At 70.3% G+C, this 12,370-nt stretch carries 9 protein-coding genes; 3 read left to right on the top strand and 6 right to left on the bottom strand.

Annotated elements, in window-relative coordinates; genetic code table 11:
• The first annotated feature begins 33 nt into the window (after positions 1-33).
• The gene (locus ABXJ56_RS07585; protein ID WP_353999986.1) at positions 34-819 is read left to right on the top strand and encodes an energy-coupling factor transporter transmembrane component T; all 786 of its coding nucleotides are present in this window, start codon (positions 34-36) and stop codon (positions 817-819) included.
• Positions 820-853: 34 nt separating this feature from the next.
• Here the strand turns inward: ABXJ56_RS07585 and ABXJ56_RS07580 are convergent, their stop codons facing one another.
• Positions 854-2,017: an acyl-CoA dehydrogenase family protein gene (locus ABXJ56_RS07580; protein ID WP_353999083.1), complete on the bottom strand. Its 1,164-nt coding sequence runs from the start codon at positions 2,015-2,017 to the stop codon at positions 854-856.
• Between the two features lie 94 nt (positions 2,018-2,111).
• Complete coding sequence (locus ABXJ56_RS07575) at positions 2,112-3,125, bottom strand: M15 family metallopeptidase (protein WP_353999082.1); 1,014 nt, start codon at positions 3,123-3,125, stop codon at positions 2,112-2,114.
• A gap of 111 nt (positions 3,126-3,236) precedes the next feature.
• On the opposite strand from ABXJ56_RS07575, the gene ABXJ56_RS07570 reads away from it, so the two are divergent.
• On the top strand, positions 3,237-4,316 hold the full coding sequence (locus ABXJ56_RS07570; RefSeq protein ID WP_353999081.1) for an Rv2578c family radical SAM protein: 1,080 nt from the start codon (positions 3,237-3,239) through the stop codon (positions 4,314-4,316).
• Between the two features lies 1 nt (position 4,317).
• On the opposite strand, the gene ABXJ56_RS07565 is transcribed toward ABXJ56_RS07570, so the two are convergent.
• Positions 4,318-6,222, bottom strand: coding sequence for a DEAD/DEAH box helicase (locus ABXJ56_RS07565; RefSeq protein ID WP_353999080.1), 1,905 nt, complete (start codon positions 6,220-6,222; stop codon positions 4,318-4,320).
• 612 nt (positions 6,223-6,834) lie between these two features.
• Between ABXJ56_RS07565 and ABXJ56_RS07560 the strand changes: the two genes are divergently transcribed.
• Positions 6,835-7,773 carry a DUF998 domain-containing protein gene (locus tag ABXJ56_RS07560; protein WP_353999079.1) on the top strand — a complete coding sequence of 313 codons (939 nt, stop codon included), beginning with the start codon at positions 6,835-6,837 and terminating at the stop codon, positions 7,771-7,773.
• Positions 7,774-7,812: 39 nt separating this feature from the next.
• On the opposite strand, the gene ABXJ56_RS07555 is transcribed toward ABXJ56_RS07560, so the two are convergent.
• The 3 genes from ABXJ56_RS07555 to ABXJ56_RS07545 form a co-directional block, all read right to left on the bottom strand.
• On the bottom strand, positions 7,813-11,484 hold the full coding sequence (locus ABXJ56_RS07555) for an efflux RND transporter permease subunit (protein WP_353999078.1): 3,672 nt from the start codon (positions 11,482-11,484) through the stop codon (positions 7,813-7,815).
• Positions 11,485-11,545: 61 nt separating this feature from the next.
• Complete coding sequence (locus tag ABXJ56_RS07550) at positions 11,546-11,932, bottom strand: fluoride efflux transporter FluC (protein ID WP_353999077.1); 387 nt, start codon at positions 11,930-11,932, stop codon at positions 11,546-11,548.
• Complete coding sequence (locus ABXJ56_RS07545; RefSeq protein WP_353999076.1) at positions 11,929-12,357, bottom strand: fluoride efflux transporter FluC; 429 nt, start codon at positions 12,355-12,357, stop codon at positions 11,929-11,931. The genes ABXJ56_RS07550 and ABXJ56_RS07545 overlap by 4 nt, the downstream gene beginning before the upstream one ends.
• Between the last annotated feature and the right edge of the window lie 13 nt (positions 12,358-12,370).

The following is a 12,370-nucleotide window of genomic DNA, read 5'->3' as shown; positions in this document are numbered from 1 at the left end:
GCGCCCACCGCGGTCGTCGACCCCTACCGGGAGATGACGGATGCCGCACCCTGGCGCTTCCTCTACCGCCTGAATCCGCTCGCGAAGGTCGCGGCGATCCTTCCCGCGATCGTCCTGCTGGTGTTCGTCCGCGACCTGCGCACGCCCGTCGTCTTCCTCGCCCTCGGCTACCTCGTCCTACTCATCGGGGTCCGGATGTCGGTGCGCCTCGCGCTCATCCTCGGGCTCGCCATCCCCGCGGTGGCGCTGGCGATCGGCCTGGGCCTCTCTCTGTGGACGGATGCCGCTCTGGTCGACGACACCGCGCCGATTCTCCAGATCGGCGCGTGGACCCTCTATGCCGGCGCCCTGGAGATCGGCTTCGCGACGGGCCTGAGACTGGCGGCGATCCTCGCCCTGTCGCTCATCCCCGGGCTGTCGACGACCGGACCGGACCTGGTGCGCGCGAGCGTCCAGCAGCTGCGGGTGCCGTACCGGATCGGGTACACGGCGCTCGCGGCGTTCCGCTTCGTCCCCCGGTTCGGTCACGAGCTCGAGGTCATCCGCCAGGCCCACCGCGTGCGGGGCGCGCATCGAGGACGCGGCCCGGTCGCGGCCGCCCGGCGCTGGACGAGCTACGTCGTCCCGCTCCTCGCCGGCGCGATCCGGCACGCCGAGCGCGTCGCGCTGGCGATGGACGCCCGCGCCTTCGGCGCCTACGCGGGGCGCACGGAGCGGCATCTGGTGCCGTTCCGCGCGCGCGACGTGGTCTTCACGATCCTGTTCTGGACTGCATCCGCCGCGGTGTTCACGGCGACCTTCCCGTGGACCCCGGCCTGACACAGGCCTGCGGGGTGACCCCGACGCGGCTCGCTCAGCGCTTGCCGGCGAGCTGACGCCCGACGATCTCGCGCATGATCTCGTTCGTCCCGCCGTAGATGCGGTGGACGCGGGCGTCGAGGAAGGCACGCGCGATCGGGTACTCCATGATGTAGCCGTAGCCGCCGTGGAGCTGCACGCACGCGTCGAGTACGTCCCATTCGCGCTCGGTCGCCCAGAACTTGACCTTCGCCGCCTCCTCGGCCGTGAGCTTGCCGTCTCGGTAGGCCAGCAGCGCGCGGTCGATGTACGCCCACAGGGCGTCGACGGTCGTGGCGATGTCGGCGAGGGCGAAGCGGGAGTTCTGGAAGTCGATGATGCGCTGACCGAACGCCTCGCGCTCCTTCGTGTACGTCAGCGTCCAGTCGAGGCCCGCCTGCGCGGCGGCCGCCGCGGCGACGCCGATCGAGAGGCGCTCCAGCGGCAGGTTCATCATGAGCTGCACGAACCCCTGGCCCTCGCGACCGCCGATGAGATTCGCGTCCGGAACGAACACGTCGCTGAAGCTGAGCTCCGCGGTGTCGTGACCCTGGAAGCCCATCTTGTGCAGCTTCTTGCCGTGGTCGAATCCCTCCGACGCGGTCTCGATGATCAGGAGGCTGAACGCATCGGGGCGGTCGCCCTCGCCGGTCTTGACGAAGGTGACGACGATGTCGGCGGTCGCGCCGGAGGAGATGAACGTCTTGGCACCGTTGACGATGTAGCCGCCGTCGACCTTCTTCGCGGTCGTCTTGATGCCGCGCAGATCGCTTCCGGCGCCCGGCTCGGTCATCGCGAGCGCCCCGATGACCTCACCCGTCGCCATGCGGGGCAGCCAGGTCTGCTTCTGCTCGTCGGTGCCCATGTGCACGAGGTAGGGAACGGCGAGATCGTCCTGGATGCCGAAGGCGCCCGCGAGGCTTCCCGCACCGGCGGCGATGATCTCCTCGTTCACCACCGCGCGGAAACGGTAGTCCTGCAGCATGCCGGCGCCGCCGAACTCCTCGGGCACCGAGAGTCCGATGAGACCGGACTCACCGGCGGCGCGCATCGTGTCGCGGTCGATCTCGCCCGCGGCGTCCCAGCGGGCGATGTCGGCCAGGGTCACGTACCGCTTGACGAACTCCTTCGCGACGTCGCGGAACGCCTCGTGATCCTCGTCGTAGATGTCGCGCTCCATGGCGTGGTCCTCTCGTCTTCGAGCAAACGGATGCCGTGAAATCGCATCCCGGATGCCAGGGTACTCAGTTCCACCCGCATCCGTGACCGCGGGATCAGCCGACGTAGTCCGGCGCGGGCTGCAGCCCGAAGAACTCCTCGAGCGACTCCCACCCACCGGCGTGATACTCCTGCGCGAGGGACGGACCGATGTAGCGCAGGTGCCATGCCTCCGGGACGTAGCCCGTCACGTCCGTCATCCCCTCGCCGTAGCGGACGATCCAGCCGTAGCGCCACGCGTTGTCGTGCACCCAGCGGCCCTGAGGGCTGCCGGCGAGGTCGTCGAGCGTGCCGCATCCGCCGTCGCACGGCACGACATCGGCGGCGAAACCGGACTGGTGCTCGCTGAACCCGGGTCGGGCGCTCACCAGATCCGCCCCCTCCACGCCGCGACCGGCGACGTGACTGCGGTAGGTGTCGGTCTGCGTCTCGAATGAGCGGAAGCCGCTCGCGAGGGCGATTTCGCCCACTCCGGCCTCGCGTGCGTCGGCCGTCATGGTCGCCAGCGCCGCCGCGGACTTCTCGTGCAGAGCCCCTCCGCTGAGCGAACGGACCCCCTCAGGCATCGCGAGCGCCGACGGCCGGAACGACATCGGCGCGTACGGGCGCACCTTGTTCACGACCATCCACGTGCGCGCCGGGTCGTCGAGGCTGACACACGGCGCCCGGTCCTCCGTCACCGCCACCCGGAACGGTTCGGCACCGCCGAATGCGGCGACGACCGCCTCGTCGTCTCCGACCTCCAGCGCGCCGACGACATCGGGGAGGGCGCACGGATCCACTGCCGCGGCGAGCGCCGTCTGTTCGGGAACGGGAAGCGACGCGATCGGCCCTCCGAAAGCGGGCACCTCCACCACCGGCATGGTCGCGGACTGCGGGGCCTCGACTGCGGCATCTGCCGCGGCCGGCGCCGGCGCCGGCGCGGCGAGGGTGGTCAGCGTCGCGGAGGCGCCGACGAGGAGGACCGCGACCGCGAGCACGGCCGCGCCCACGCCGATCCGCGCGCCGCGCGCGGAACCGGCGTGGCGGGCGGCGGGTTCGGGGGATCCGGCCTGGAGCACGTCGGCCATTGTCCCCCGCCCACCGGGTCTCGCACGACCCGGAACCGGATCTCATCGGCATCGTTCTACTCTGGTCGCACGCCTCTTGACTTAACGTCGAATTTTTGTTCCCCTGAGAGTATGCGATGGCAGGGACAGAGACTGGGCGAGACGGATGCCGGGGCCCTCCCCGGGATGGAGCACCTGGGCGGCTTCGTGCAGTCGGTGACGACCCCCGAGTTCGCCGGCGTGACCTTCCACGAAGTGCTCGCCAAGAGCGCCCTGAACCACGTGCCGACAGCATCCGGGGTCCCGTTCGACTGGACCGTGAACCCGTACCGCGGGTGCAGCCACGCGTGCACCTACTGCTTCGCGCGGGGCACGCACGAGTATCTCGAGCTCGACGCCGGGCGCGACTTCGACAGTCAGATCGTCGTGAAGGTCAATGTCGCCGAGGTGCTGCGTCGCGAGCTCGCGCGCCCGACGTGGCTGCACGATCCGGTCATGCTCGGAACGAACACCGACCCCTACCAGCGCGCGGAGGGCAGATATCGGTTGATGCCCGGGATCGTCTCGGCGCTGACGGATGCGGGCACACCCTTCTCGATCCTGACGAAGGGGACTCTGCTGCGGCGCGACCTTCCGCTTCTCGTCGACGCGTCACGCGAAGTCCCGGTGACCATCGCGCTGTCGATCGCCGTCTTCGACGACGAGCTGCAACGGGCGATCGAGCCCGGGACGCCGTCTGCGACGGCACGCCTCGAGACCGTACGCGCCGCCGCGGACGCCGGATTCCGGGTGACGGTCTTCCTGATGCCGATCCTGCCGCACCTCACCGATTCGGTGCCCGCCCTGGACGACGCGCTGCGACGCATCGCCGAGGCGGGCGCGGCGCGGGTGGTCTTCGGAGCGCTCCACCTCCGCCCGGGCGCGAAGGAATGGTTCCTCCGCTGGCTGGAGCAGGAGCACCCGGAGCTAGTCTCGTCCTACCGCGGTCTCTACCCGGGAGCGGCGGCCTACGCGTCGAAGGCCTATCGCACGTGGCTCGCCAAGCGCGTCCGCCCGCTCCTGCGCCGCCATGGTCTCGGCGGACAGGCCGAGGACGACAGCCCTCGCGGGGCGGGGATGCCGGGGCTCGCGCAGCGACGGTCGACCGCCGCGACGGTGGTGACCACCGCGCGGGGCCGAGCCGCGGCGTCCGCCCCGGCCATGCTGTTCTGACTCAGGCGTCGACGTTCGATGCCTGGCGACCCGAGAGCTCCTCCAGGAGGTCGTCGCCGGGGCGTGCATCCTCGAACGGCGCGTCGATCTCGGCCCGGTCCAGCAGCTCGCTCATGCGGCGGCGACGCTGACGGGTGATCAGCGTCACGACGGTCCCGGCACGACCGGCGCGGCCGGTCCGGCCCGAACGGTGGAGGTAGGTCTTGTACTCGTCGGGAGCATCGGCCTGCACGACGAGATCGATGTCATCGACGTGGATCCCGCGGGCGGCGACGTCGGTCGCGACGAGCACCTGAACGCGGCCGGAGGTCAGGCGCTCGAGGTTCCGGGTGCGCTTGGCCTGGTTGAGGTCGCCGTGCAGGGCGAGGGCGCGGATGCCGGCATCGTCGAACTGCTCGGCGAGCGTCTCGGCGTAGGCGCGCGTCCGGGCGAAGACGAGAGTCTTGCCCTCCCGCTCCACGAGAGACGCGAGGATCTCCGCCTTGTCGCGGTGATCGATCACCAGGACGCGGTGGTCGATCGTTCCGGAGTCCTGGTCCTCACCGGCGACCTCGTAGACGGCCGGCTCGACGAGGAACTCATCGACCAGCGCGGCGACCTCGCGGTCGAGCGTCGCCGAGAAGAGGAGCTTCTGCGATCCGTCCGCCGTGTGGCGGAGGATCCGCTGAACCGGCTCGAGGAACCCGAGCTCGCACATGTGGTCGGCTTCGTCGAGGACGGCGATCTCGATGTCCGACAGGTCGAGCTTGCCCTGCTCGACGAGGTCTTCGATGCGGCCGGGGGTGCCGATGATGATGTCGACGCCCTTCTTCAGCGCACCCACCTGTCGGCCCTGCGGAACACCGCCGTAGATCTGCGTGGTGAAGAGGCCGACGCTGCGCGCGATGGGCTGGATCGTGCGGTCGATCTGCAGCGCCAGCTCACGGGTGGGGGCGAGGATCAGGGCGCGCGGGTTGCGGCCGAAGGCCCGGCGCTTACCGGCCTGCGAACGGAGGATGCTCTCGACGAGCGGAGCCCCGAACGCGATGGTCTTTCCGGAACCGGTGCGGCCTCGGGCGAGCACATCGGTTCCGGCGAGGATCGGCCCGATCGTGGCGGCCTGGATGGGGAACGGCGATGCCGCACCCAGGTCCGCGAGGACGCGCACGATGTTGTCGCCGAGGCCGAGGTCGGAGAAGGTCGCGCCCTCGACCACGGTCGCCTGGACGGCCTGCGCCTGAAGCCGGTCGTGAACGACGTCGACGCGGTCATCCTGTGCACGCGTGCGCACCGGGCGCGTCTGCTGATCACGACGCGGACGGTCGTTGTCGAACGACTTGCGGGGACGGTCGTTGTCCAAGGACCGACGCGGACGGTCGTTGTCGAACGACCGACGCGGACGGTCGTTGTCGAACGACTTGCGCGGACGGTCGTTGTCGAACGACGTGCGCGGACGATCCTCATCGAAGGAACGGCGGGGACGATCGTTGTCGAAGGACCGACGCGGACGATCCTCATCGAAGGACCGACGCGGACGGTCGTCGCGGGTCGACGGTCGCGCGTCGCCGAACGTGCGGCGGTCATCGCGCGGAACGCGGTCCATCCGGTCGGTGCGGCGTTCGGGTCGCGCGTCCGCCGGGCGACGCCCCGAACGCTCGGCGCCGCCGTGCGTGCGGATGCCGCGGGCCTCGTCGCGACCGGCCTTCTCCTGAGCGCTCCACCGGCGCTTGGGCGCGCTGTCGTCGCTCTCGGGACGGTATCCCCGATGTCCCGGGCTGCGGCTGCCGGCAGCCGCAGCGGAGCGACCCGGCGCCGAGGACTCGGTCCGGCGCTTGCGATCCTGGTACGACCCCTGCGAGCGCTCGCCGTAGCGGGGCTCGAAGTTCTTGGCGGCACGGCCGCCCGCGGGCTTCTTGTTCTTGGGCATGGGTGTTCCTTCGGTTCTCGCACGAGAACAGCGCCGCACCCGACGACATCTCAGTCGGTTCGCGGTCAAACCCGGGCGCTCGTGGGCCGGGGGCCATTCATGTGATGGTCATGCGCGTCGATCGACGCTCACCATCGGCCCCAGGGACTCACAGAACTCGGAGCGCGAAGCGCGCTTGTCCAGAGCCGACCGATCGAGCCTAGTCGACCCGCCTGGGAGGTGCATCCACGGAGGAGAAGGCGCGCCCGCGCAGCGCAGACACCCGTTCGGGAGCACAGTCCAGAAGAATCTCGCAACCCGCAACCTCGATGACACATACGCGCGCCAGAATGAACCCATGCCCGCGGACGCACGGATCCCTGCCGAATGCGGTGGTGCGCCGTCACGGCGGAGGCGCTCCGTTTGGGAGAATGCCTCGGCGGCGCGGTACTCTATACCACTTGAAGAGTGCCGGATGACGGAGGCGAGCTGGGTTGCCGCCGGAATCGCGCTTTGCGGGCGTACCGATAGGGGGACGCGGCACTCCTCGATCCCCCCGACCGTTGACGCACGGTGAGCAAAGTGAACACGACCCGAACCGAAGTTCCGCCCGCGACACACCTTCCTGCGAGTGTGCCCGCGCGCGTCCGCCGTCGACCCGTCGCGTCCTCGGCACACGCCACCGCCGTTCCCGTCGCGCCCGTCAACCTGTCGCAGCGCATCTCCACGCTCGCCATCGCCGTCCTCGTCGCCGGTGTCGCGCTGGCGATCCTCACCACCCGCGACCACCTGTGGTGGCATCTGCACTTCTCCCAGCTCGGCACGTTCGGCGACTTCTCCAGCTACTCGTTCAACGGGGCGGTCATCATCGCCGGAGCCCTTCTGGTGCTCTACGCGGTCTTCCTCGCCGCCGACCTCTCCCACGTCATGACGATCCGCGCGTCCCGCGGTCTTCGCTGGGCGATCGCGTCGGCCGGACTCCACATGACGGTCGTCGGGCTCATCCCCATCCCCGTCAGCATGGACATGCACGACCGCGCCGCCGCGGGCCTCGCGCTCTCGTTCCTCGCGATGTTCGCCTTCGCGCTCGGTCTGCGGAAGGTGAGCCTCCGCTTCCGCCTCGGCACGGTGATCGGCGTGCTGATCATCGCGACGGGAATGGTCCTGCTGATCCTGCAGGTCATCACCCTCGCCGCGTACGAGGCGATGGCCTTCGGCATCGTCGGCGTGTGGCTCCCTGCGCTGAACCGCGTCGTCCGCGGATGGATGCCGCGGGCGAGCGAGAGCGCCGTCCCCCACGCAACGTCGCCTGCTGTCGCTGCGGATGCGTCCGACGAGCCGTCGCGACCGGCACGTCACCGCCCGGTCCGTCACCGCGTGCGTCGCCCGCGGAACCGCGCGTACGCCCCGAGCATGCCCCGCAGGGTCACCGCCGCACGGTCGACCCGCCCTCCGATTCAGGCCCGGGCAACCACGAGTGGCGCGCCTCGGCGCACCCGCGCTCGTGCGGCGGGGATGACGACCGCCGGTCGCGAACACAGCCACAGACCCACGGCGTCGCGCCGAATCTGACGCGACGCCGTCACGGTCTCGCCGCGAGACTCCCGCCGGTCAGTCCTGCCGCTGCCCGTCCGGGTTCTCGTCGGACTCCGGGTTCTCGCCCGGCTCCGGGTTCTCCTCGTCGGACTCCGGGTTCTCCCCGGAGTCATCCGCAGCTCCGGCACCAGCGTCCGACGCCCCGTGCTCGTCGGCACCGGACTCCGGACCGTCCGGGGTGTGCGCACCTCCGGTGAGCGCGTCCTCCGCAGCGGCCTCCGCCGCACCCGCGGGGGGCTCGGCATCCGTCACCGACGTCTCGAGATCGGGAGACTCCTCGATCACCGGGTCGATCGCCGCACGGTCGGACAGCGAGCCGGGCTCACCGTCCCCCTCGGACTCGAGCGCCCCGCCGCTCTCGGCATCCTCCGCGGCGGCCTCCGCGGCACCCGCCGGAGGCTCGGCCTCCGTCGACGGCACCTCGACGTCGGGCGCCTCCTCGATGACGGGCACGGCAACCGCGGCGAGCGCCGTCGCAGTACCGGCCACCACCGGGATACCCGTGGTGTCGGCGGCTGCCCGTTCGCGCGCTCGCAGCTCGCGGCGGCTCATCGGAACGACCGGCGCCTCCTGATCGCCCTCGGTCTGTGCGGAGGAATCCGCACCGCCCCCACGACGGGCCAGGCGACGCTCCTTGGCGCCCTCGACGAGGTTGTAGAGCGACGGCAGGACGAGCAGCGTCAGCAGCGTCGAGGAGATGAGGCCGCCGATCACGACGATCGCGAGCGGCTGCGAGATGAACCCGCCGCTGCCGGTGATCCCGAGTCCGAGCGGTGTGAGAGCGAGGATCGTCGCGAGCGCGGTCATGAGGATCGGCCGCAGTCGACGGACCGCGCCGGCCGTGGTCGCCTCGTACGCCGAGAGACCCTTCTCCCGGTACTGGTTGACGAGGTCGATGAGGACGATCGCGTTCGTCACGACGATGCCGATCAGCATGAGGACGCCGATGAGCGAGGCGACGCCGAGCGGGATGCCGGTGATGACCTGCAGGATTATCGCCCCGGTCGCGGCGAACGGCACCGAGATGAGCAGCAGGAGCGGCTGGCGGAGCGACTTGAAGGTCGCGACCATCACGACGTAGACGATCAGGATCGCCGCGAGCAGGGCCAACCCGAGCTGGGTGAACGCGTCGTTCTGGTCGGAGACCACGCCCCCGAGCGTCGCGTCCGCGGCGGACGGCAGATCGGCACCCTCCAGCGCCTCGGTCACCGACTGCGTCGCCTGCGCGAGGTTGTCGGTCGCCGGGGTCACGGTGACGGTCGAGGTGCGCGTGCCGCGTTCGGTGGTGATGGAGGTCGGCCCCTGGCTCTCCTCCACCGTGGCGACGTCCGACAGCGGCAGCGGCCCCTGCGCGGTGATGACCTCGAGGTCGCGGAGCTCGTCGATCGTGGTGGGCGGGTCGACCACGGCGAGGTAGACCGTGAGCCCGGTCTCGTCCACTTCCACACTGCCGATGTTCTGCGGCTGCATCGTGTTCGACACGAGGGCACCGACGGCGACCTCCGAGAGCCCGAGCTCCGCGGCCCGCTCGCGGTCGACCACGACCGAGATGAACGGCAGGGATGCCGAGAGGTTGCTCGAGACCTGGCTGACGTCGTCGAGCCCGTCGAGGCTCGCCACGACCGCGTCGGTCGCCTCCTGCAGAGTGGCCGCGTCGGGAGCGGTGACGTCGATCTCGATGTCGGTCGAGCCGAAGCCACCGTTGCCGCCCGCGATCGTCACGTCGCCGACGTCGTTGAGACCGTCGATCGCGCGCTGGACCTCCTCGCGGAGAGCGACCTGGTCGACGCCCGTCTCGGTGGTGATCGAGTACGTGATGCCGCTGCCGCCGCCGGTGAAGGCGTCGCGGAGCGCGTTGCCGCTGGAGCCGATGGACACCTGCACGGTCTCGATGCCGTCGATGCCGACGATGGCCGCCTCGACGGGCTCGGCCGCCGCCGCCTCGGCCTCCAGGCTCGGCGCCTCGCCGATCGACTGGGTCATGGTGAACGTGTTCTGCCCCGAATCGCCGAGGAAGTTGGTCTTCATCAGCGGGGCGAGGGCGACCGTCCCGGCGAGGACGAGGATCGCGATGCCGAGGGTGGCGAACGAGTGCCGGAGCGTCCAGCGCAGGATCGGCGCGTAGCCCTTCTGCAGGCGGTCCATCGGCGCGGCCGGGTTCTCCGGGTCGATCTCGCGGCCCTGCGCGTCGAGCAGCGGCTTGCCGGGCTTGAGGAACCAGTACGCCAGCACGGGCACGATCGTCAGCGCCACGACGAGGGAGGCCAGCAGCGCGAGCGTCGCCGTCAGGGCGAAGGGGCGGAACAGCTCGCCCGTGACGTCGCCGACGAAGGCGATGGGGAGGAACACCGCCACCGTGGTGATCGTCGACGAGGTGATCGCCGAGGCGACCTCGCGCACCGCGCGGATGATGCTCGGGAGCTTCGGGGCGTTGCCGACGTAGTGGCGGCGGATGTTCTCGATGACCACGATCGAGTCGTCCACGACGCGACCGATCGAGATCGTGATCGCGCCCAGGGTGAGGATGTTCAGCGAGTACCCGAACGCCTGCAGGCCGATGAAGGTGACGAGCAGGCTCGTGGGGATCGAGATGGCCGTCACCAGGGTCGCGCGCACCGACAGCAGGAAGACGAGGATGACCAGCACGGCGAAGAGGAGCCCGAAGCCTCCCTCGACGGCGAGGGTCTCGATCGACTTCTCGATGTAGGGCGCCTGATCGAAGATCACGGAGAGACTCACACCGTCGAGCTGCTCCTCGAGCCCCGGGAGCGCCGCGACGATCGCCTGCGAGACCTCGACGGTGTTGGCCGCGGGAAGCTTCGTGACGGCGATGGTGAGGGCCGCCTCGCCGTTGACCCGCGAGATCGTGGTGACGGGGTCGCGCTCCTGCACGACGTCGGCGACGTCCGCGATCGTCTGCGGTCCGGCGGCGAACTGCGCCTCGTCGCCCGGGACCAGAGGCAGCTCCGCGACCTCGTCGACCGAGGTGATCTTCGTCCCGGTCTGCACCGTCAGGGTCTGGGAGTCCTCGGTGATCTCACCGCCCGGGAACAGGACGCCGTTCTGCTCGAGCGCGTCCGTGATGGCCTGCTGCGTGAAGCCGGCCTCGGCGAGGGCCTCGGCATCCGGCGTGATGGTGATCCGCTGCCCGACGCCGCCGACGACCTGTGCCGCGTTGACCCCGTCGATGTCCTCGAGCTCGGGGATGACGGTCGCGTCGAGCGTGGACTGGATCGTCTCCTCGTCGTCGTATCCGGTCACCGCCAGCTGGATGACCGGGAAGTCGTCGATGCTCGCCGAGATCACGTTCGGCTCGACGCCGTCCGGGAGGCCTCCCGGGATGCGGTTGATGGCCTGGGTGATCTTCTGCTCGGCGGTTCCGAGGTCGGTGCCGTAGGTGAATGACGCCTGGACGATCGAGGCGTTGGTCGTACTGGTCGCCGTGCTCGACTCCAGGCCCGGGACCGCCTGGATCGCCGATTCGATCGGCGTCGAGACGTCGTTGCTCACGACCTCCGGCGACGCGCCCGGGTAGGTCGACACGACGATGAGCGTCGGGAACTCGATCGAGGGGATGAGCTCCTGCTTCAGGGAGTTCAGCGCGATGCCGCCGAAGATGGCGACCACGATCGTGACCAGAGCGATGAGCGCCCGGTTCTTCAGGCTGAGGACGGCGAGGTTCGACACGGGAGCCTTCGGGTACGTGTGCGGGAGGTGCGGGGCTTCGATACGCGGGTGTATCGAGGGTTCAGTATCCCACGGCGATTCCGGCCCCGAGGGCGATTCCGCCGAGGGCGAGCGCGACCGAGAGCAGCAGCGTTCCGAGCATGTTCCCGGCGGCGACGGCGAACTCCCGGCGCTCGACCGCGAGCACCGTCTCGACCGCCACCGTGCTGAACGTCGTGTACCCCCCGAGGAGGCCGATACCGAGCACCAGAAGCAGATGCGACGGGACGATCGCGGTGCCGAGACCCGTCAGGAGCCCGAGGAGGAAGGACCCCGACACGTTGATGACCAGGATGCCGACGGGGAAGACGGTGCGCAGGCGCGTCGTGATCAGCCGGTCCAGCGCGTAGCGCGCCCCCGCGCCCAGACCCCCGGCGAGCGCGGCGAGAAGGACGAGACCCAGGTTCATCGCGCGTCCTCCGGATCCTCGAGCTCGCCGGGGACGTCGGCGATGCGACGCCCGATGACGAGGCCCACGAAGGCGGCGAGGAGTCCCCCGAGGACGGATGCCGCGATCAGCAGAGTCGCGGCGCCGAAGGAGGCACCGCCCGTTCCGGCACCGAGGAAGCCCGCGGAGGCGACGGCGAACGCACTGTAGGTCGTGAATCCGCCCATCACTCCGGTGCCGAGGAACGCGCGCGCCTGCGGATGCCGGTCGTCGAGCCAGCCGACGACCACGCCGAGGAGGAGCGAACCGACGATGTTGACCGCGAGGGTCGCCCATGGCAGGGCGCGCGCCTCTACCGGCAGGAGGAGCAGCTCGCGCGCCAGCACGCCGATCGCGCCTCCGGCGATCACCAGACCGAGGGTGCGCACGTGGACGACGGATCTCACGGGCCCACGTTAG

This window comes from Microbacterium aurantiacum (assembly GCF_040532595.1).
Taxonomy (GTDB): domain Bacteria; phylum Actinomycetota; class Actinomycetes; order Actinomycetales; family Microbacteriaceae; genus Microbacterium; species Microbacterium chocolatum_B.
Note: the sequence above shows the minus strand (reverse complement) of the source record. Positions and strands in the feature narration are given on the sequence as shown.